Below are 20,893 nucleotides of genomic sequence, written 5' to 3' on the forward strand. Positions count from 1 at the left end.
GCAGAGATCCCGTGACCACATCGCCGACTAACATTCTGATTGTAGAAGACGAGAAAGAGATCCGTCGCTTTGTGCGCACTGCACTGGAAAGCGAGGGGCTACGGGTGTTTGAAAGTGAAACGTTGCAGCGTGGGCTGATCGAGGCTGGCACGCGCAAGCCGGATCTGATCATTCTCGATTTGGGATTGCCCGATGGTGACGGGCTGGACTACATTCGCGATCTGCGCCAATGGAGCGCCGTGCCGGTAATTGTCCTTTCCGCCCGCCATGCCGAAGAGGACAAGATTGCCGCGCTGGATGCGGGTGCCGATGACTATCTCAGCAAACCGTTCGGCATCGGTGAACTGCTGGCTCGGGTGCGGGTTGCGCTGCGCCGCCACGCCAATAGCCAGCAGGAAAGTCCGTTGGTCAGCTTCTCTGATATCACCGTCGATCTGATCAACCGCAGCGTCATGCGTAACGGTGAAGATCTGCATCTGACGCCCATTGAATTTCGTTTGTTGTCCGAGCTGCTAGCCAACTCTGGCAAGGTGATCACCCAGCGGCAGTTACTCAGCCATGTCTGGGGGCCAAACTACGTCGAACACAGTCATTATCTGCGCATCTATATGGGGCATCTGCGGCAAAAGCTGGAAGCCGATCCGGCGCGGCCCAGGCATCTGCTCACTGAGACCGGCGTCGGTTATCGGTTTATGCCATAACCCCGCTGAAAACGTGTTACGCAGTTGGCCCCTTCTTCAAGCCGATCATAAACTCCTTAAACGAGTCACGTAGCGGCGCGAACAGCGGGTCTTTGCGGTGCTCCATCATCACTTCGGAGAACAGCTTCAGCCCGACGGCAAAGGCCGCGCTGTTCTGTTCGCCAAAGTTCAGATCCTCACGTCCCCGAATGCGCTCAACAATCGCCAGAATATCGTCGTGATTTTCTACCTCAAACACTAATTCTGGCTTGTCGACGGGCTCGCCTTTACGGTCTGTCAGGGCTTCGACGGTAATGCGGAAACGATGGCCTGGCATCAGTTATCCTCCTGCGGCTGTTGGGGTTGCACCATTTCGGCTTCGATAGCCTCCACGGCGGTCAGCAGTGCCTGGTTAATGCGGCCAACCTGCTCCTGGGTCAAATCCGCGCGCATCATGTTGCCACGCAGCAAGTAGCGCAGGCGGTGCATAACTTCGGAGATCCCTTCGGCCAGATTCCCTTCATGGCGATGATCGCGCCCGGCACCAGCCAAGCGGGCGAAAATCACTTCGATGGCCGCCTGATGCTTTTGCAGTTCCTGCTTGCCAAGATCGGTAATTTGATAGCTCTTACGACCATTGCCAGCTACCGCCGGTTCCAGGAAATCCTGCTCTTCCAGCAGCGTGAGGGTTGGATAAATCACGCCTGGGCTTGGCACATACAGGCCTGAAGAAGCCTCTTCAATCGCTTTGATCAGTTCGTAACCGTGGCTAGGTTTACGCTCTACCAGCGCCAATAGCACCAGACGCAGATCGCCATGTTCAAACAGGCGCTGACGCCCACGCCCGCCCCGGCCATGTTCTTCACCACCGCGACCGTGTTCTCCACGGCCAGCAAAATGGTGACGGCCGCCACGGCGGTGGTGGCAATGCCCCTCTTCCCGCTGTTGGTGATGGTCATGGGAGTGATGACGTGCAAATCGGTTAAACATCATGGGTGTTACCTCTTGAGTGGATAATTTGAATATCGATGAATTTAGATATATCTAAACCCTGCGATGTCATTAATCTAGATCGATATATCTAAATGCGCAAGAGGTAAACCCAATTTAGATATATCTAAATTGCAGGCATAAAAAAAGCGCTGTAATAACAGCGCCTTATTCGTTACTGAAGCGAGACTTATTTTGCAGAAGCTAACACTTCGCTCACGATCTCCACCGCTTCACGTTCGATCTTCGCCCGATGCTCGGCACCCAGGAAGCTTTCACAGTAGATTTTGTAAGCCTCTTCCGTGCCCGAAGGACGAGCGGCAAACCAGCCATTGTCGGTCATCACTTTCAGGCCGCCGATGGAAGCGCCGTTACCCGGTGCCGCCGTCAGACGTGCGGTGATAGGATCGCCCGCCAAGGTACTGGCCTTCACCATGTCAGGTGACAGTTTGGACAATGCCGCTTTCTGTGCGGAAGTGGCCGGAGCCTGAATACGGTTGTAGCTTGGCGCACCGAAACGCATGGCCAGCTCGTCGTAGTGATGCTGTGGATTTTCACCGGTAACTGCGGTGATCTCTGCCGCCAGCAGGCACATGATGATGCCGTCTTTGTCGGTAGACCAAGGCGTGCCGTCGAAGCGCAGGAAGGAAGCCCCGGCGCTCTCTTCGCCGCCGAAGCCGAAGCTGCCATCGAACAGACCATCAACAAACCATTTGAAACCGACCGGTACTTCCACCAGCTTGCGACCCAGATCGGCCACGACGCGGTCAATCATCGCGCTGGAAACCAGCGTTTTACCTACGGCAACGTTGGCGCCCCATTGCGGGCGATGCTGGAACAGGTAATTGATGGCAACGGCCAGATAGTGGTTCGGATTCATCAGGCCCGCAGGCGTGACGATACCGTGGCGGTCATAGTCAGGATCGTTGGCAAACGCCAGATCGAACTTGTCACGCAGCGCCAGCAGGCCAGCCATCGCCGACTCGGACGAGCAGTCCATGCGGATGATGCCGTCATGATCGAGGTGCATAAAGCGGAAGGTTTGATCGATGGAGTCATTGACCAGCGTCAGGTCCAGCTTGTAGTGCTCGGCAATACGCTGCCAATAGGCAATGCCAGAGCCGCCGAGCGGATCGACGCCCAGCTTCAGGCCCGCGCGCTGAATGGCTGGCATATCGACGATGTCCACCAGCCCTTCCACATAGGGCTGCACCAGATCCTGCGCATGCAGATGGCCGCCGTTCCAGGCCTGTTCCAGCGATTGGCGTTGCACGCCCTGCAGCTTGAGGCTCAGCAGTTCGTTGGCACGCTTTTCAATTACCGACGTCAGGTTGGTATCGGCTGGGCCACCGTTTGGCGGATTATATTTGATGCCGCCGTCTTCAGGAGGGTTATGCGAAGGAGTAATAACGATGCCGTCTGCCTGTGCGCCCCCTTTACGGTTGAAGCACAAGATAGCGTGTGACACGGCAGGGGTTGGCGTAAAGCCGTTGTTTTCCTGCACCACCACGTCTACGCCGTTGGCCGTCAGCACTTCCAGTACGGAAATGAAAGCAGGTTCGGACAGCGCATGGGTGTCTTTGCCAACGTAGCAAGGGCCCGTGGTGCCCTGTTGACGACGCACTTCGGCAATGGCCTGAGCGATCGCCAGGATATGTGCCTCGTTAAAACTTTGACGCAGCGCACTGCCACGATGCCCTGAAGTACCGAATTTTACCGCATGAGCGGCATTACCGGCTTCGGGTTGCAGTACATAATACTGCGACGTCAGCTGGGCTACGTTGATCAAATCACTTTGCTGAGCGGGTTGCCCGGCACGTGGGTCATTCGCCATCGACTCTCTCCCTAAAATGCCAGTACTGTGGCCGGGCAATGAGTCGCTTACGGCCACCGTGACGGGCTGTTCGCTAAATTAGACGGTGCCGCAAACTTTCTCGATCAGTTCCGCTGGGAACTGCATGGCCTGCATGATGTGTTCGATCATGCTGCGTTTGCGGCCGGTATTGGTATTGGTGATCACCCAGTAAGGGGTACCTGGCACGTGCTTGGGCTTGGTATGCGTACCGTTGGCCAGCAGCGTTTGCTGATCGCCGGCGAAATAGGTACGGGTACGGCCATGCAACGAATCCGTTGCTGCGGCAAAACCGGCAGCATCCAGGGTGTACAAGGTGGAAAGTACCAGCATAAAACGATTTACAGCCTTGTTCTGTTCGGCATATTCATCCGACAGCAGCAGCTCGCGCACCGCACGTACGCGATCGCGTGGCCGCTGGGCGGCAACGGCAGCCGCAGACGGCTCTGCCTGCCCACCGGCAACCACAGGCGCCGTGCGTACGGGCTGGCCTGCGGTAAACTTCAACATACGCCGTAAAATATCAGACGCGCTTTCACCGATATGTTGCGTATGGCTGGCAATATAGCGGTAAAGTTCTTCGTCGACTTCAATAGTTTTCATCTTTATCCAGTACGTTGTTTCTACTTATGAACCTGAAGCCACTTGGTGCATTCAAGCCATGGGATTATAAGGTTAAAAGCGCGGGAGCGGACACCACATTGTTCCCTCAAACGGCAAAAGCAGACAATTGCCTACTGCCGCGGTTGCCAATCTCTCACCATACCATGAAATATCCGCCACATTCTGCAAGCAAACCAATATCTCTGCAATCATGATACCCTAACTCATTACCTCCAAGTCTTGAACTTTGCCATGAAATTACATTACCAATTACTGGCCTCAGAGGCCGCCACACCCGCGACTTTGCCCATCGTCCTGATCCACGGTCTGTTCGGCAATCTGGATAACCTGGGCGTGCTGGCCCGCGATCTTAACCAGCAGCATACGGTCATCAAGGTCGACCTGCGTAATCACGGGCTGTCACCCCGCTCGGCAGAGATGACCTACCCGGCGATGGCGCAAGATTTATTGACGCTGTTGGACGACCTGCACATCGAGCAAGCCATCGTGATCGGCCACTCAATGGGCGGCAAGGCGGGGATGGCATTGACCGCGCTGGCCCCTGAGCGGATTGAGCGACTGGTCGCGATCGATATTGCCCCGGTGGATTATGACACCCGCCGCCATGACCAGATCTTTACCGCCCTGCAAGCCGTTACCGATGCGGGTATCACCCAGCGCCAGCAGGCTGCGCAGTTAATGCGGGAAACGCTGGATGAAGAAGGCGTGATCCAGTTTCTGTTGAAATCTTTTCATGCTGGCAGTTGGCGCTTCAACCTGCCGGTGTTGATCGATCAATACGCCAATATTATCGGCTGGCAGGAAGTTCCACCTTGGCCACACCCGACGCTGTTTATCCGCGGTGGCCTCTCGCCTTACGTACAAGACAGCTATCGCGATGATATCGCCCGCCAGTTCCCACAGGCTCGCGCCTATGTGGTTGCCGGCTCTGGCCACTGGGTCCACGCGGAGAAACCGGACGCCGTGTTACGGGCAATTCACCGTTTTATTGACCAGCCCTGAGCCTGATTGGCGAAAAAACGCGCTAGAGAGAACGGCTTAGCGCGTTTGTGGCTAAGTTAGGCATTGTCGTTGCTCCACCTGCTGGGGTAATATGGCGCGCTATAATTTTGCCACCCTGTCCAGGTGTGAAGTTGCGCTTGGCTGGGGGTGAATTTGGGTTAGGGTTTTGTGGCCCGAATTGTGTAAATCGAACCGTCTGGAAGCGTAAATCGCTTTTTGATGCAAACTCCCTTGCAGTAGCGCAACAATGGCAAAAGAACAAACGGATCGCACGACGCTGGATCTGTTCGCAGATGAACGCCGTCCAGGGCGCCCGAAAACCAACCCGCTTTCCCGTGATGAACAGCTTAGAATCAATAAGCGTAATCAGCTACGACGGGACAAAGTGCGTGGATTACGGCGTGTGGAGCTGAAAATCAACGCAGACGCGGTAGATGCTCTGAACAAACTGGCCGACCAGCGCAATATCAGCCGCAGCGAATTGATCGAACAAATGCTGTTGGCCCAACTGGCGGAAGAACAGCCAGAACACTGATCTCTGCTGCCACATGCGCGGCACGGCGTTAAGGATGACGCCAGATCGGTACCACTTTTATCAATCCCCATAGGTATCGCATAAACGCGATAAAACCTCAGGGCAAATTTCTGGCATGATACGCATTTACGGCTGAGCAAATCTGCCCCTGGCAGCACCTCAGGCCGCGTTTACGCAACACATTAATTTGAATTAAAAGGTTATCTTTACTATGGCTCATGTAGGCATTTTCTTTGGCAGCGACACTGGCAATACCGAAAACATTGCCAAGATGATCCAAAAGGCACTCAACCAAAAATTCGGCAACGACGTGGCAGAAATCCACGACATCGCCAAAAGCAGCAAAGAAGATCTGGCAGCCTTTGATATCCTGCTGCTCGGCATCCCGACCTGGTACTACGGCGAAGCACAGTGTGACTGGGATGATTTCTTCCCGACGCTGGAAGACATCGACTTTAACGGCAAGCTGGTAGCGCTGTTCGGCTGTGGCGACCAGGAAGACTACGCGGAATATTTCTGCGATGCGATGGGCACCATCCGCGATATCATTGAACCACGCGGTGCGGCCATCGTTGGCCATTGGCCAACCAAAGGCTACCATTTTGAAGCCTCCAAAGGTCTGGCAGATGACGATCACTTTGTCGGTCTGGCCATTGACGAAGATCGTCAACCTGAGCTGACCAACGAACGTGTAGACGCCTGGGTCAAGCAGATCAGTGAAGAGCTGAGCCTGGCCGAGATCGTCGGCTAACGCCCTGCTCCGGCGACATTACGGGGGTGCCGCAGACTGCGCCCCTGTTTTGAACACCATTTTGACCGCAGGACTGTTATCGGCTTCACGGATTAGAGCAATAGAAGCTACAAGTTTGTAACTTCCTACCTCGCCAAGGTAGACTGAGACATCGGTTTATCCCACCCATCAAGACGTTGCATGTGCCTTATGCAATAGTGCAAAGATATCTTTGTTAACAACCGGCAGTTTCTATTTACGGCAACCGGTTCTATAATGAGACGCAATTAACTCTTTGTGCCGACCGATGCCATAGGCGAAAACGCCTCAACTTGATTAGCATAGTAACAGGACTGAATCCGCATGACTGATAACAACACCGCACTGAAGAAGGCTGGCTTGAAAGTCACTCTTCCGCGACTCAAAATCCTGGAAGTCTTGCAGGATCCGGAATGCCATCACGTCAGTGCGGAAGATCTGTACAAAAAACTGATAGATATGGGCGAAGAAATTGGTCTGGCCACGGTGTACCGCGTGCTGAACCAGTTTGACGACGCAGGCATTGTGACCCGACACAATTTTGAAGGTGGCAAGTCGGTATTCGAACTGACTCAGCAACTTCACCACGATCACCTGATTTGCCTGGACTGCGGCAAAGTGATCGAGTTCAGCGACGAATCCATCGAAGTGCGTCAGCGCGATATCGCCAAGCAACACGGTATCAAGCTCACCAACCACAGCCTGTACCTTTACGGCCACTGTGAAACCGGTGATTGCCGCGAGAACGAAACGCTGCACAACAAAAACTGATCCTGGTTCACCAGAACGCAAAAACCGCCTAACTGGCGGTTTTTTTATGGCCGTGAAACGCCCTCACCCTAACCCTCTCCCACAGGGAGAGGGGACCGATTGTGCCACAATTTGAATCCCGCATCTGGCCTAAACACGGGCGCAGCATGCAGCGCCCCTACGCAGTGCCACATAACCTGCCGACGATGCTGAACCAGCTCCCTCGCCCTTTGGGAGAGGGTTGGGGTTGGGGTGAGGGGAAGATGAACAAACTACAGACAAAAAAATCCCCGGCAGCCCGGGGAAAAGTATCCACTCAATTAACACAATTGCAGTTTTCTCTCGCAGCGCACTACCTCAGCCCACCTACCGACACGTAGGTGGGCCAATCTTGCTTATGCCCTCACCGGCTCGGCGCGGCTGAAGCGTTTGCCATCCGGGCTAATCGCACGGATTTGCACATCGCCAGCCACCGCAGGGCGCGCTTTATCGTCATAACGCTGCCACTGTTTGCCACCATCGGTAGAGTATTCAATGCCCAGGCCCGGCAGCGAAATATTCGCCTCCAGCTTGCCACCCACGATGCGCGCCCCTGGCACCGGCAGGCGATAGCTCACGCCCGCTTTATCCATCTTGGCCAGCTCGCGTTGCCCAATCAGGTTGGCAAAGCGCAGCCAGTCCTGATCCAGGGTTTTGGTATCAACCTGATGGGTTTCGCCACCTTTGTACTCACGACCAGCTTTATAGTCCTGCTCCCAGCTCGCACGGTGCCATGCACGCTCTGCTACCGATATAGCGCGTGGATAAATCATGTATTCCATCTGCTGATCGGTACGCACGACTTCACTCCACAGTTGGGCGGAAAGACCATAAGCGCCCGGCCATGGTTTATCGCTCTTGGCGGTGAAGTGGTTACCGTCGCGATCCACCGAGGTTTCGGCGTTCTGCGGCAGGTTGTTCGGTGCGAAGCTGAAGATCTTCTGCTCATCGCTGAAGCGGGTGCCCCAGTAATAGCCGTGCTCATCCGGGCTGACTTCATAAGGGAAGTCCATATAGACGTAATCCGGGTTGGAGATCACTACGTCATAGCCTTTGTTAGCCCAGTCGTTAGCCGAGTCAAAGCCGCCCCAGTACAGGGTATCCCAGAAGTTCACGGCCACATGCTTGGTCGCGAAGGCCTGTGAGTCTTTGGCATCTTTCAGGCCATTCTGCCACGCCTGCATTCTGTCAATGCCGTGCGCTTTCACCAGTTGGCTGACTTCCAGACCGAAGTAGCTTGGCAAGTGTTCCATATCGGCCACTTTGCCGTCTTTGATGAAGGCCTGACAAACCTGCGACTTGGCCCAGGGCTTGTCTTCTTTGCTCAGATCGAGGATGCCCTTGCCGGCTTCCGGGTTTTTCACGTCGGTATAGCCAGCGCCCAGACGGATGTTTTTCGCCTCGTCGCCACCAAAGTGCCAGGTTTGCAGCGGCTGACCGGCTTCTTTGTGCATCTGAGCCACTTCGCCAATCACTTTATCCACAAAGTTCTTGGATGAGTCCAGGCATGGGTTCAGGTAGCTCTGACGGTTGAAATACTGTACCGAGGTGGTATTGGAGGTATCGGTCGGATCCACCAGGCGGAATTGATTGGCTTCTTTCTCTTTTCCTTCGGCAAGCAGCTTCTTGTAACGCGCTTCCATGGAAACGATCGCCGCGCGGGCGTGCGCAGGCATGTCGATCTCAGGGATCACTTCAATCTGGCGAGCCTGAGCATATTTGACGATATCGATATAGTCCTGACGGGAGAAGAAGCCGCCGTGCGGTGCCGGGCCAGAGCCGTATTGCGGCATCAGGCAGGTGGTTTCACTCAGGTCATGGCAACGCTGGCCACCCACTTCGGTCAACTCTGGCAAGCCAGGGATCTCGATGCGCCAGCCTTCGTCATCGGTCAGGTGGAAGTGGAATTTGTTCAGCTTGTACGCTGCCATCTGATCCAGCAGGCGCAATACGGCGTCTTTATGGTGGAAGTTACGTGCCACGTCGAGGAAAATGCCGCGATACTGGAAGCGCGGTGCATCTTTAGCATCCAGCGTGGCGATCTTCATGCTGCCATCCGATGGGATCAGCGACAGGATAGATTGCAGACCATAGAACACCCCGGTCTGATCGAAACCAACGATCTCGGCCCCTTTCTCACCAATCTTCAGCTGATAGGCTCCCGGAACGGCCAGATCGCCTTTAAATGCAGCAGGTTTGATATCCGTCTTGATCGGATAACCACCAGCCTGGTTTTTAATCCCCAACAGAGCAAAACGCTCGGCTGCCGCATCGGCCGCAGGTTTGGTCAAGGCGCTCAGTTCCAGTGCCACGCCCTTGCTCAGATCAACGTCCTGAGAGTGGACTTTAACCTCCATCGGCGTTGGGATAATCTGGCCACGCAGCGTCGCCGCTGGCAACACTTTCAGATCCTGATTCTTGGTGAAGCGGCTTTCCGGCACCATCAGGATGTTGTTGTCATCCTTGGTACGCTTCCACTGGTCACCGGTAAACGGGGCCACAAACTGGTTAACATCTTCGGTATCGGTATTCGACAGGATCTTCGGCTGGGCATCGCCGGATGTGGCATACCAGCGCGGTAGGAAGTCGGTGCGGAACAGCTGCCAGTATTCCGCGATAATCGGAATTTCCACCGCCTGATTGGCTGGGAAGCTGGTGAATTTGTCCGTCGGTTCCAGCTTATACAGATCGCCGGTCAGGTGGGTGATCTTGAACTGGTCGTTATCGACCTTCAGCGTTTGGCGCGGGCTGTGGAAATAGATCGCCCAGTCTTTGTCTTTGATTTCCTGGCTGCCGTTGGTCAGGGTGATCAACACCTTGTGGCAGGATGCCCAGTCGGCACCCAGCTTGGCACAGTCCACGCCGTGCTCGGCGGCGCGGTTGTCCAGCATCTTCAGATTGACCTGCAACTGGCTGAGTTGATCAACCACCTGCTGGTTGGCCATGGCAGAACCTACGCTGCCCAATAGCCCAACGGTAGCCGTCAGGGCGGCGAGAGCACTCATCTTAAACTTGTTCATCTGCAATCCTTTTGCCTACTCAGTTGTTGTTAGCGCGAATTTCTTGCCACAGCTTGCCGCACTTGGCGTCATACGCCTGGCCATTGCCAGTGTGGGCGGCCTGAATGCAGCTTTGATAATCCAGCACCCGCACGGTTTCCTGTTCAGCGAACTGTTGGTGCTGTTTCTCTTGCTTCAACACGTTCAACACTGCCTGACAGGCCTGCAATTTTTCTGGTGACCCTTCGGCGGTATTGATACACGCAGTGTAGGCCTGGCGCAGCTTGGCATCTTCCGGCGGCGCAACGGATTGCGAGCAGGCGCTAAGCCCGGCAACGGCAGCCAAAATCAACATCAGTTTTTTCATGGTTATAGTCCTGTGACATTTCCCCGGCAGCCTGGGCCACCGGGGAGAGCATTAGAAGATGGTGAATGGTGCGATAACGATGAATTTGACGTCTTTCTCGTCCTGGAAGATGTTGCCGTAACCGCCGCCCCAGCTTGGGATATCGGAGTGGTTGTCATACTGGGTGAAGTGCAGTTTGAACAGGGTGCCTTTGGCGCGCCCTTCCTGCATGGTGTACATCGCATCCAGGCTGTAAGCGCTCTCTTTCAGGCGCTGGCTCTGGTCGTAAATCGGGTTGGTGCTTGGCTTGGCATCCCAGGCGTAAACGTAGGAAGCACCGACGGCCATGCCAGGCAGGTTCCAGTTGCTCAAGTCATACATCACGCCACCGAACAGTGCTTTTTCGCCGTTGGCGTTAAAGTCGGAGCGGTTATCCCACCAGATATCCAGGCGGCCGTTGGAAGAAGCGTAGGTTGGGGTCATACGCTGCAGGAAGAAACCTTGGTTACCTTCCGCCTTGACCATGGTGCCTTCCAGACGCCAGTTGAACTGACCGGTGGTGTAGCCGAAGGTCAGCGCCTGCAACCATGCCAGACCATCGTAAATGCTGTTTGGATTGTTATTGTCACCGATGCGGTCTTCGGCACCGTAGAACTGGTAGCTGGTGGTTAACGGATTGCCCGCCAGATCAAATTTGTAAGATGCTTTGGTGAAATACTGATTCACGTAACCCTGTGCCTGGCCGAATGCGGCTTCCAGCACCAGATTGTTTTTGAAATCGTATTTGGCGCCCAGCGAGTGCAGGTAGGAAACATCGGTCTTGCGATCGTTCTGACGGAAGTCATCCAGCTCGAGGTGCCAAGGCGCTTTGTACTTGTTGGTCCACATGTAGGAGAAACTCAGCGCACCTGAATCGCCATAGTCAAAGTTGGCACCGGCTTCAGCCCCCTGATAGGTACCCGGCATAAAGCTCCAGTGTGGGGCCAGCAACGTTTGCCCGCTAGGCTGGATATAACCGGCACGCGCCCAGACCGGGCCATACTTGAACTTACCGGCTGCTTTATACAGGCTGATGCCGCTTTTATCGCCTGAGTAATCTTCATCATAGGTACGGTTACGGCTGGAGAAAGCGATTTCGTTCGGGTGGCCACTCTCGCTGGATTCAGCCATTTCGATGGCGGTGAACGCCGCTACATCGATACCAAACATATCCGCCGCATAGCCGGAGGTGAAATCAAGGTTGGCGTTCCAGGTGGAGTGAGAGAGGTTGGTTTTAAACTCACCGGTTTCCACGTCTTTGCGATCGCGCTGACGTTGCCAGTAATACACCCCACCGGTCAGGGTTGAGTCGTCGATAAACCCTTCGGCTTGTGCTTCCGGGGCCATGACAAATCCGCTTCCTAGTATTGCACCCGCGACAGCGAGCGCCAGCGTGTTACGCTGAGCACCGTGCGTACCCATAAGATCATTCCTCTTTTTGACTTGACTTTAAAGTGCGCCCGCCTGCGTTCACCACTGCCCTGCACGGTCGCTAATAAAAAACCCGAATCGGGTAAAATTGTGCCGGATGAGATAATTCTCCTCGGCCTTGATGCTGTAGCTAGACTATTTTTCGCGACGCGAATTATCAAATGAAAAATGCAATGGAATTGTCAAAGTATGACAAGGTGCACACATTGATGATATTTCGTTACAATAACGATCTAGGTCACCTTTTTAATAAAAAACATAACAAAATCAATAATAAAATACCCTATAAACGCCAATCCCATGCTGAGTGAAAGGTTTCAGCACAATAAGTCAACTGTTCGATGCAAAAATGATAGCGCTCTCTAAATGATATTAATTCGCATCGCGAATATATAAGTCAACATCACCAGATCGGCTGCCCGATAAGAGCGGGTTAATTCTTAATGATAAAAAAGCGGTGCGTAGCAGGGAAAACAACCAAGGCGGAGGGTTGGTTTTGCAGATAAAAAAAGCGCAGCCGAAGCTGCGCTATAACAAACGATGGCAAATTAACGCTTAGGCACCAATCTTAGCCCAGGTATCGCGTAAGCCTACGGTACGGTTAAACACCAGGCGTTCGGCCGTAGAATAGCGGCTGTCGGCGCAGAAATAGCCTTCACGCTCGAACTGGTAGGCTTTTTCCGGCTGGGCACCCGCCAGGCTTGGTTCGACAAAGCCTTGCTTGATTACCAGCGACTCCGGGTTGATGGTAGCGAGGAAGTCCTCTGCCGCCGCCGGGTTAGCCACGCTGAACAGGCGATCGTACAGGCGAATTTCTGCCGGCAAGGCATGCGCCGCAGACACCCAGTGGATCACGCCTTTTACCTTGCGGCCATCGGCGGGATCTTTGCTCAGCGTGTCAGGATCGTAGGTGCAGAAAATGGTGGTGATTTCGCCCTCAGCATCCTTCTCTACGCGTTCCGCCTTGATCACATACGCATTGCGCAGGCGAACTTCTTTGCCCAGCACCAGACGCTTGTACTGCTTGTTGGCTTCTTCACGGAAGTCCGCACGATCGATATACACTTCGCGGCTGAACGGCACTGCACGGCTGCCCATTTCCGGCTTGTTCGGATGGTTAGGCATGGTCACCATTTCCACGTCTTGCGACATGTTCTCGATGATCACCTTCACTGGATCCAGCACGGCCATGGCGCGCGGTGCGTGCTCATTCAGATCGTCACGAATACAGGATTCCAGCGCCATCATCTCGACGTTGTTTTCCTGTTTGGTGACGCCGATACGCAGGCAGAACTCGCGGATGGAGGCGGCCGTATAGCCACGACGACGCAGGCCGGAAACGGTCGGCATACGTGGGTCATCCCAACCTTCGACGATCTTCTCGGTCACCAGTTGGCTCAGCTTACGCTTGGACATGATGGCGTATTCGAGATTCAGGCGTGAGAACTCATACTGACGCGGATGGCATGGGATGGTGATGTTATCCAGCACCCAGTCGTACAGACGGCGGTTATCCTGGAACTCCAGGGTACACAGCGAATGGGTGATCCCTTCCAGCGCATCGGAAATGCAATGGGTGAAATCGTACATCGGGTAGATGCACCATTTGTTACCGGTCTGGTGGTGTTCGGCAAACTTGATACGGTAGATCACCGGATCGCGCATCACGATAAACGGTGATGCCATATCGATCTTGGCGCGCAGGCAGGCGGTGCCCTCGGCAAACTCGCCGTTACGCATCTTCTCGAACAGCGCCAGGTTCTCTTCAACCGTGCGGGTACGGTACGGGCTGTCTTTGCCCGGCGCCGTCAACGAACCACGATATTCACGGATCTGCTCGGGAGACAGTTCATCAACATAGGCCAGGCCCTTGTTGATCAGCTCAACCGCATACTGGTGCAGTTGATCGAAATAGTCCGAGGAATAACGAACGTCACCGCTCCAGGTAAAGCCTAACCACTCCACATCATGCTTGATGGAGTCGACAAACTCGATGTCTTCTTTTACCGGGTTGGTGTCATCGAAGCGCAGGTTACATTGGCCCTGATAATCCTTGGCGATACCAAAGTTCAGGCAAATGGACTTGGCATGGCCGATATGCAGATAGCCATTGGGCTCCGGTGGGAAGCGCGTATGAACCGACGTATGCTTCCCTGAGGCCAGATCTTCATCAATGATCTGACGGATAAAATTGGTTGGGCGGGCTTCTGCCTCACTCATGTCACTATTCCTCGAATGCATTACGCTACACATAACCCCCTATGTTCCAATAAGCAGGCCGCAGAAACAACCGTTATTCGTCAAGTTCCCTTAGTACAAAAACAAAAAAGCGGGAAAAGATTGCTCCTTTCCCGCTCAGACTGCTCACCGCTCGTTTAATGCCCGGGCGGCTTCAGGGTTAAACCCACTTATTTCTGGATTTCGAACAGCTTGGTCTGGCCTGCAACCACGTTGCCGGTTGCCAGCGCCGTCAGACCTGCATAGTCATCAGCATTGCTGACGACGACAGGGCTGATCATCGAGCGTGCATTAGCGTTCAGGTAGGCCAGATCCATTTCCAGGATCGGTTGGCCTGCTTTCACTTCAGCCCCCTCTTCCACCAGGCGTTTGAAGCCCTGACCGTTCAGTGCCACGGTGTCGATACCCATGTGCACGACGATCTCCGCGCCTTTGTCTGTTTCCAGGCAGAAAGCGTGGTTGGTGTTGAAGATTTTCACCACGGTACCATCGGCAGGGGCTACGACGGTTTTATCGGTTGGGCGGATCGCCACACCGTCACCGACCGCTTTGCTGGCGAAGGCTTCGTCAGGCACCTGATCCAGGGCAACCACTTCACCGGTTACCGGAGCCACTAACGCTTCCAGCACGGTGGTTTTAGTCACGTTAGGCACGGCCTGCGGTTTGACTTCTGCCGCTGCGGCTGCGGCGGCTGGAGCAGCGGCTGCCGCTACCGGACCTGCTGCAACGACTTTGGTCATCGCACTGGCAATCAGTTCGGCACGAGTACCGACAATCACCTGCACGCTTTGCTTGTTCAGACGGATCACGCCAGAAGCACCCAGGCGTTTCGCCAGAGCATCGTTCACCAGGGCAGAATCTTTCACGTTAAGACGCAGACGGGTGATACAGGCATCAATCCCGGTCAGGTTGTCGGTACCGCCAATGGCGCTCACATAACGACGAGCCAGGGTAGTGGTTTCATCTTCGTTGTTACCGGCAGCGGTATCCACGTCATAACCGTCGGTTTCGTCACCGGCCACGGCCAGTTCACGGCCTGGGGTCATCAAGTTGAATTTTTTGATGGTGAAGCGGAAGACCACGTAGTAGATAGCGAAGAACACCAGGCCTTGCGGGATCAGCATGAACCAGTGAGTTGCCAGCGGGTTACGCGATGACAACGCCATATCCACCAGACCGGCACTGAAGCCGAAACCGGCAATCCACTGCATGCTGGCTGCGATGTACACGGAAATACCGGTCAGCACGGCGTGGATCACATACAGCACTGGAGCTACGAACATGAAGGAGAATTCCAGCGGCTCGGTGATCCCGGTGAAGAAGGCAGCGAACGCCCCCGCCATCATGATACCCAGTACTTTCGCTTTGTTCTCAGGACGTGCGCAATGGTAGATGGCCAGAGCTGCACCTGGCAGACCGAACATCATGATTGGGAAGAAGCCTGCCTGGTAACGGCCAGTGATACCCACCACGGCTTTACCCGCTTCGATAGACTGTGAGCCACCCAGGAAGTTAGGGATATCGTTAATACCGGCAACGTCAAACCAGAATACCGAGTTCAGCGCATGGTGCAGACCGACCGGAATCAACAGACGGTTGAAGAAGGCGTAGATACCGGCACCGGCTGAGCCGAGCTTTTGGATGTGCTCACCGAAGCTGACCAGACCGTTAAACACCACCGGCCAGATGTACATCAGGATGAAGGCAACCAGGATCATCAGGAAGGAGATCAGGATAGGTACCAGACGGCGGCCGCTGAAGAACGACAGCGCCTTCGGCAGTTCAACACCGCTGAAACGGTTATAGACTTCGGCAGAGATGATACCCACCAGAATACCCACAAACTGGTTCTCAATTTTGCCAAAGGCAGCAGGAACCTGATCGAGAGGGATCTTCTGAATCATGGATACGGCGGCTGGAGAACACAGCGTGGTCACCACCAGGAAACCGACAAAACCGGTCAGTGCAGCGGCACCGTCTTTGTCTTTGGACATACCGTAAGCCACACCAATGGCGAACAGGACCGACATATGATCGATAATGGCCGAACCGGATTTGATGAACAAGGCTGCCAGAGCATTGTCCCCACCCCAGCTAACCGGGTCAATCCAGTAACCCACGCCCATCAGGATGGCCGCGGCAGGCAGTGTGGCTACCGGAACCATCAAGGCCCGACCCACCTTTTGTAAATAACTAAGAATGTTCACCTTTTCCCCCTATTCGTCCGATGCCGGACCCTATTGGTAGTTTATTGAGATAACTCACTACCTTTTTAGAAATAACGCTTGGCACGTATCACTCATGCGGAGTGTAAAAAAATTATTTCGTATCGCAAATTAAAACCTCCTTTTTTGTGACAAATGTCACCAAAAAGCAGTGTTAAACTGCCACATTGCTAGCCATCGCACAAAACTTATTTTATCATTCAAAAAATCAAACGGGCGCTAATGTCTAACACCAGCTTCACAAAGCTGAGTTACGCTTTAAGCTACGGTTGTTGCCCGTACCAGTATAGACACAGTTTATTCTACCTAGAGGTGTACGATGAGACTTATCCCACTACAAGACACTACTCAAGTCGGCAAATGGGCCGCACGCCATATCGTTCAGCGTATCAATGCCTTCAAACCGACTGCAGATCGCCCATTCGTACTTGGCCTGCCAACCGGTGGCACCCCGCTGGAAGCTTACAAACACCTGATCGCGATGCACAAAGCCGGCGAAGTCAGCTTCAAGCACGTTGTCACCTTCAACATGGATGAGTATGTTGGCCTGCCGCAGGAACACCCGGAAAGCTACCACACCTTCATGTACCGCAACTTCTTCGACCACGTTGATATCCCACGCGAGAACATCAACCTGCTGAACGGCAACGCACCAGACGTTGATGAAGAGTGCCGTCAGTACGAAGCCAAAATGAAGTCCTATGGCAAAGTGAATCTGTTCATGGGCGGCGTGGGCTTCGATGGCCACATTGCGTTCAACGAACCAGCTTCTTCCCTGGCTTCACGCACCCGTATCAAAACGCTGACCGAAGAAACCCGCATCGCCAACTCGCGCTTCTTCGACGGTGACGTCAGCCAGGTGCCAAAATATGCCCTGACCGTCGGCGTGGGTACCCTGCTGGATGCGGAAGAAGTGATGATCCTGGTCACCGGCCGTGGCAAAGCGCAAGCACTGGAAGCCGCAGTGGAAGGCAGCATCAACCACCTGTGGACCATTAGCTGCCTGCAGTTGCACGCTAAAGCCGTAGTGGTTTGTGACGAACCATCCACCATGGAACTGAAAGTGAAAACCGTTAAGTATTTCCGCGAATTAGAAGCGGAAAGCGTTAATAGTCTTTAATTTATTTGCAGGGGGCTACATGTTCGCTTTAACCCAATGCCGGATTTTTACCGGCCACGACGTGCTTGATGACCATGCGGTAGTGATTGCTGATGGCCTGATTGAACGAGTCTGCCCACTGGCCGAACTGCCAGCAGGCATCGAAACGCGCGATCTGGGTGGCGCCATCCTAGCCCCCGGTTTTATCGACGTGCAGCTTAACGGCTGTGGCGGCGTGCAATTTAACGACTCACTGGAAGCCATCTCGGAGAAAACGCTGGAAATCATGCAGCGCGCCAACGAGAAATCCGGCTGTACCAGCTATCTGCCTACGCTGATCACCTGCAGCGACGATTATATGAAGCACGGCATCAACGTGATGCGCGCTTATCTGAAGAACCATCCAAACCAGGCGCTTGGCCTGCATCTGGAAGGGCCGTACCTGAGCCTGGAGAAGAAAGGCACCCACAACCCGGCGTTTATCCGCAAACCGACCAGCGAGATGATCGATCACCTGTGCGCCAATGCCGACGTGATCAGCAAAGTGACCCTGGCACCAGAAATGGTAGAGCCGCACTTTATCAAACAGCTGAGCGATGCCGGGATCGTGGTTTCCGCAGGCCACTCCAACGCCACTTACGATCAGGCACGCGTTGGTTTCGCCGCGGGCATTACCTTCGCCACCCACCTGTATAACGCTATGCCGACTATCAGCGGCCGCGAACCAGGCCTGATGGGCGCGATTTTCGACACGCCAGAAGTGTATACCGGCGTCATTGCCGATGGTCACCACGTGGCCTGGGCGAGTATCCGTAACGCCAAACGGGCAAAAGGTGATAAATTGGTGCTGGTTACCGATGCCACCGCCCCGGCGGGCGCGGATATCGACCAGTTTATCTTCGCGGGTAAAACCATATATTATCGTGACGGCCTGTGCGTTGACGAAAACGGCACCCTGAGCGGCTCTGCACTGACCATGATTGAAGCGGTACAGAACAGCGTTGAACATGTCGGTATCGCTCTGGACGAAGCCCTGCGTATGGCAACGCTCTACCCAGCACGCGCTATCGGTGTCGACCAGCGTTTAGGCACCATCGAAGCTGGCAAGGTCGCCAACCTGACCGCATTTACCCGTGATTATCAGATCACCAAGACCCTCGTTAACGGCAACGAGGTTTAATCCATGAACAGCGAGTAACATTATTGATGAGCACTGGCGGACAAGCACAAATAGGGAATGTTGATTTAGTTAAGCAACTTAACGGCGCGGCAGTTTATCGCCTGATCGACCTGCAAGGCCCGATCTCGCGCATTCAGATTGCCGAACTCAGCCAGCTTGCCCCCGCCAGCGTCACTAAAATTACTCGCCAACTGTTGGAGCGCGGGCTGATCAAAGAAGTCGATCAGCAAGCCTCCACCGGTGGTCGCCGTGCCATTTCCATTGTCAGTGAAACCCGCAATTTCCACACCGTTGCCGTTCGCCTGGGCCGCCATGATGCCACCATCACCCTGTACGATATGGGCGGCAAGTCGCTCGGAGAGGAGCACTACCCTCTGCCGGAGCGCACCCAGGAGACACTGGAAAACGCACTGCTTAACGCCATTGCCCAGTTTATCGACAGCAACCAGCGCAAACTGCGCGAACTGATCGCCATTGCCGTGATCCTGCCTGGGCTGGTCGATCCCGCTTTAGGCGTGGTGCGCTATATGCCGCATATCAGCGTCAATAACTGGGCCTTGGTCGATCATCTGCAGCAACGCTTCAACGTCACCAGCTTTGTTGGCCACGATATCCGCAGCCTGGCCCTGGCGGAACACTACTTCGGCGCCAGCCGGGACTGTGAAGACTCCATTCTGGTGCGCTTGCACCGGGGTACCGGCGCCGGCATCATCGTCAACGGCCACATCTTCCTCGGCAATAACGGTAACGTGGGGGAGATAGGCCATATTCAAATCGATCCCCTCGGCGAACGCTGCCACTGCGGTAACTTCGGCTGCCTGGAAACCGTGGCGGCCAACGCCGCTATCGAACAACGCGTACGTAATCTGCTGACTCAGGGCTACCCTAGCAAAATGACGCTGGATGACTGTAGCATTGGCGCGATCTGCAAGGCCGCCAATCGGGGAGATTTGCTGGCCAGCGAAGTGATCGAACACGTTGGCCGTTACCTAGGCAAAGCAGTAGCCATCGCCATCAACCTGTTCAATCCGCAAAAAGTGGTGATAGCCGGTGAAATCACCGAAGCGGACAAGGTGTTGTTACCCGCGATCCAGAGTTGCATCAACACCCAGGTGCTGAAGGAATTCCGCAGCAACCTGCCGGTGGTCACTTCCGAACTCAATCATCGCTCAGCAATCGGTGCTTTTGCCCTGGCCAAACGGGCCATGCTCAACGGTGTACTTCTCCAACGGCTGCTAGAAAGTTAAACTGCCTGTTTGGCAGGGTGGCCCTTCTGGCTTTTTGCTCTGCCGTTCATCATGAGACCAGCAACAATGACTATCAAAAACGTGATATGTGACATCGACGGCGTGCTGCTGCATGACAATACCCCCATCCCTGGTGCCGATCTGTTCCTGGCTCGTATTCAGGAGCAGGGAATGCCGCTGGTGGTGCTAACCAACTACCCTTCGCAAACCGCGCAGGATCTGGCCAACCGCTTTGCCGCCGCTGGCCTGGACGTGCCGGAAAGTGCGTTTTATACCTCCGCCATGGCAACGGCCGATTTCCTGCGCCGTCAGGAAGGTAAAAAAGCCTATGTGGTGGGTGAAGGTGCGCTGATCCACGAACTCTACAAGGCCGGGTTTACCATCACCGACATCAACCCGGATTTCGTGATCGTGGGCGAAACCCGCTCCTACAACTGGGATATGATGCATAAAGCGGCTTTCTTCGTGAACAACGGGGCGCGGTTTATCGCTACCAACCCGGATACCCACGGCCACGGTTTCACTCCGGCCTGTGGAGCACTCTGTGCGCCGATCGAGAAGATCACCGGTCGTAAGCCGTTTTACGTCGGCAAGCCTAGCCCGTGGATTATCCGCGCCGCGCTGAACAAGATGCAGGCCCATTCGGAAGAGACGGTGATTGTCGGGGACAACCTGCGCACCGATATCCTGGCAGGCTTCCAGGCCGGGCTGGAAACCGTGCTGGTGTTGTCTGGCGTCTCAACGCTGAATGATGTCGAAAACATGCCGTTCCGTCCGAGCTATATCTTCCCTTCTGTTGCCGATATCAATATTTTTTAAGCGGATAGGCCCCTCACCCTAACCCTCTC

18 protein-coding genes are annotated in these 20,893 nt (G+C 54.6%); 9 read left to right on the forward strand and 9 right to left on the reverse strand.

Annotated elements, in window-relative coordinates; all coding sequences use genetic code 11:
• The first annotated feature begins 11 nt into the window (after positions 1–11).
• Positions 12–701: a two-component system response regulator KdpE gene (gene kdpE, locus U869_RS0113310; protein WP_025120271.1), complete on the forward strand. Its 690-nt coding sequence runs from the start codon at positions 12–14 to the stop codon at positions 699–701.
• Between the two features lie 16 nt (positions 702–717).
• On the opposite strand, the gene U869_RS0113315 is transcribed toward kdpE, so the two are convergent.
• The 4 genes from U869_RS0113315 to seqA all read right to left on the reverse strand — a co-directional run bounded on the left by U869_RS0113315 (position 718) and on the right by seqA (position 4,125).
• Complete coding sequence (locus tag U869_RS0113315; RefSeq protein ID WP_025120272.1) at positions 718–1,017, reverse strand: DUF3861 domain-containing protein; 300 nt, start codon at positions 1,015–1,017, stop codon at positions 718–720.
• Entirely contained in the window at positions 1,017–1,670 is a 654-nt protein-coding gene (locus U869_RS0113320) for a PadR family transcriptional regulator (RefSeq protein WP_025120273.1), read from the reverse strand. The genes U869_RS0113315 and U869_RS0113320 overlap by 1 nt, the downstream gene beginning before the upstream one ends.
• Positions 1,671–1,860: 190 nt before the next feature.
• Positions 1,861–3,504, reverse strand: a complete 1,644-nt coding sequence (gene pgm, locus U869_RS0113325; protein ID WP_025120274.1) for a phosphoglucomutase (alpha-D-glucose-1,6-bisphosphate-dependent) — start codon at positions 3,502–3,504, stop codon at positions 1,861–1,863.
• Between the two features lie 78 nt (positions 3,505–3,582).
• Positions 3,583–4,125: a replication initiation negative regulator SeqA gene (gene seqA, locus U869_RS0113330; protein WP_025120275.1), complete on the reverse strand. Its 543-nt coding sequence runs from the start codon at positions 4,123–4,125 to the stop codon at positions 3,583–3,585.
• 240 nt (positions 4,126–4,365) lie between these two features.
• Here seqA and ybfF point away from each other — a divergent pair, with 240 nt between their 5' ends.
• The 4 genes from ybfF to fur all read left to right on the forward strand — a co-directional run bounded on the left by ybfF (position 4,366) and on the right by fur (position 7,223).
• Positions 4,366–5,148, forward strand: a complete 783-nt coding sequence (gene ybfF, locus U869_RS0113335; RefSeq protein WP_025120276.1) for an esterase — start codon at positions 4,366–4,368, stop codon at positions 5,146–5,148.
• A gap of 247 nt (positions 5,149–5,395) precedes the next feature.
• A complete protein-coding gene (ybfE, locus tag U869_RS0113340) occupies positions 5,396–5,683 on the forward strand; it encodes a LexA regulated protein (RefSeq protein WP_021805298.1) in 288 nt (95 codons plus the stop codon).
• Between the two features lie 211 nt (positions 5,684–5,894).
• Positions 5,895–6,434 (forward strand): flavodoxin FldA, encoded by a 540-nt coding sequence (gene fldA, locus U869_RS0113345; RefSeq protein ID WP_025120277.1) that lies wholly within the window; start codon positions 5,895–5,897, stop codon positions 6,432–6,434.
• A 342-nt stretch (positions 6,435–6,776) separates the two neighbouring features.
• Complete coding sequence (gene fur, locus U869_RS0113350) at positions 6,777–7,223, forward strand: ferric iron uptake transcriptional regulator (protein ID WP_025120278.1); 447 nt, start codon at positions 6,777–6,779, stop codon at positions 7,221–7,223.
• 374 nt (positions 7,224–7,597) lie between these two features.
• Here fur and U869_RS0113355 read toward each other — a convergent pair whose 3' ends face one another.
• From U869_RS0113355 to nagE, 5 genes are all read right to left on the reverse strand, one after another.
• Positions 7,598–10,261: a beta-N-acetylhexosaminidase gene (locus U869_RS0113355; RefSeq protein WP_025120279.1), complete on the reverse strand. Its 2,664-nt coding sequence runs from the start codon at positions 10,259–10,261 to the stop codon at positions 7,598–7,600.
• Positions 10,262–10,280: 19 nt separating this feature from the next.
• Positions 10,281–10,607, reverse strand: coding sequence for a ChiQ/YbfN family lipoprotein (gene chiQ / locus U869_RS0113360; RefSeq protein WP_025120280.1), 327 nt, complete (start codon positions 10,605–10,607; stop codon positions 10,281–10,283).
• A gap of 51 nt (positions 10,608–10,658) precedes the next feature.
• Positions 10,659–12,047 (reverse strand): OprD family outer membrane porin, encoded by a 1,389-nt coding sequence (locus U869_RS0113365; protein ID WP_025120281.1) that lies wholly within the window; start codon positions 12,045–12,047, stop codon positions 10,659–10,661.
• Positions 12,048–12,611: 564 nt separating this feature from the next.
• Entirely contained in the window at positions 12,612–14,276 is a 1,665-nt protein-coding gene (gene glnS, locus U869_RS0113370; protein ID WP_025120282.1) for a glutamine--tRNA ligase, read from the reverse strand.
• A gap of 188 nt (positions 14,277–14,464) precedes the next feature.
• Positions 14,465–16,501 (reverse strand): N-acetylglucosamine-specific PTS transporter subunit IIBC, encoded by a 2,037-nt coding sequence (gene nagE / locus U869_RS0113375; protein ID WP_025120283.1) that lies wholly within the window; start codon positions 16,499–16,501, stop codon positions 14,465–14,467.
• Positions 16,502–16,838: 337 nt separating this feature from the next.
• Between nagE and nagB the strand changes: the two genes are divergently transcribed.
• The 4 genes from nagB to U869_RS0113395 all read left to right on the forward strand — a co-directional run bounded on the left by nagB (position 16,839) and on the right by U869_RS0113395 (position 20,864).
• Positions 16,839–17,639: a glucosamine-6-phosphate deaminase gene (gene nagB, locus U869_RS0113380; RefSeq protein WP_021805317.1), complete on the forward strand. Its 801-nt coding sequence runs from the start codon at positions 16,839–16,841 to the stop codon at positions 17,637–17,639.
• 19 nt (positions 17,640–17,658) lie between these two features.
• Positions 17,659–18,798 carry an N-acetylglucosamine-6-phosphate deacetylase gene (gene nagA, locus U869_RS0113385; protein ID WP_025120284.1) on the forward strand — a complete coding sequence of 380 codons (1,140 nt, stop codon included), beginning with the start codon at positions 17,659–17,661 and terminating at the stop codon, positions 18,796–18,798.
• A gap of 26 nt (positions 18,799–18,824) precedes the next feature.
• Positions 18,825–20,045 (forward strand): N-acetylglucosamine repressor, encoded by a 1,221-nt coding sequence (locus tag U869_RS0113390; RefSeq protein ID WP_025120285.1) that lies wholly within the window; start codon positions 18,825–18,827, stop codon positions 20,043–20,045.
• Positions 20,046–20,111: 66 nt separating this feature from the next.
• Positions 20,112–20,864 (forward strand): HAD-IIA family hydrolase, encoded by a 753-nt coding sequence (locus tag U869_RS0113395; protein WP_025120286.1) that lies wholly within the window; start codon positions 20,112–20,114, stop codon positions 20,862–20,864.
• The last annotated feature ends 29 nt before the right edge of the window (positions 20,865–20,893 follow it).

The organism is Serratia sp. H1w (assembly GCF_000633355.1).
Classification (GTDB): Bacteria; Pseudomonadota; Gammaproteobacteria; order Enterobacterales; family Enterobacteriaceae; genus Chania.

Coding starts and splice junctions, on each gene's coding strand:
- ybfE (WP_021805298.1), top strand. CDS start 5,396: ATGGCAAAAGAACAAACGGATCGCACGACGCTGGATCTGTTCGCAGAT.
- fldA (WP_025120277.1), top strand. CDS start 5,895: ATGGCTCATGTAGGCATTTTCTTTGGCAGCGACACTGGCAATACCGAA.
- seqA (WP_025120275.1), bottom strand. CDS start 4,125: ATGAAAACTATTGAAGTCGACGAAGAACTTTACCGCTATATTGCCAGC.
- U869_RS0113395 (WP_025120286.1), top strand. CDS start 20,112: ATGACTATCAAAAACGTGATATGTGACATCGACGGCGTGCTGCTGCAT.
- nagB (WP_021805317.1), top strand. CDS start 16,839: ATGAGACTTATCCCACTACAAGACACTACTCAAGTCGGCAAATGGGCC.
- nagA (WP_025120284.1), top strand. CDS start 17,659: ATGTTCGCTTTAACCCAATGCCGGATTTTTACCGGCCACGACGTGCTT.
- U869_RS0113355 (WP_025120279.1), bottom strand. CDS start 10,261: ATGAACAAGTTTAAGATGAGTGCTCTCGCCGCCCTGACGGCTACCGTT.
- U869_RS0113315 (WP_025120272.1), bottom strand. CDS start 1,017: ATGCCAGGCCATCGTTTCCGCATTACCGTCGAAGCCCTGACAGACCGT.
- U869_RS0113365 (WP_025120281.1), bottom strand. CDS start 12,047: ATGGGTACGCACGGTGCTCAGCGTAACACGCTGGCGCTCGCTGTCGCG.
- pgm (WP_025120274.1), bottom strand. CDS start 3,504: ATGGCGAATGACCCACGTGCCGGGCAACCCGCTCAGCAAAGTGATTTG.
- glnS (WP_025120282.1), bottom strand. CDS start 14,276: ATGAGTGAGGCAGAAGCCCGCCCAACCAATTTTATCCGTCAGATCATT.
- U869_RS0113390 (WP_025120285.1), top strand. CDS start 18,825: ATGAGCACTGGCGGACAAGCACAAATAGGGAATGTTGATTTAGTTAAG.
- fur (WP_025120278.1), top strand. CDS start 6,777: ATGACTGATAACAACACCGCACTGAAGAAGGCTGGCTTGAAAGTCACT.
- chiQ (WP_025120280.1), bottom strand. CDS start 10,607: ATGAAAAAACTGATGTTGATTTTGGCTGCCGTTGCCGGGCTTAGCGCC.
- U869_RS0113320 (WP_025120273.1), bottom strand. CDS start 1,670: ATGTTTAACCGATTTGCACGTCATCACTCCCATGACCATCACCAACAG.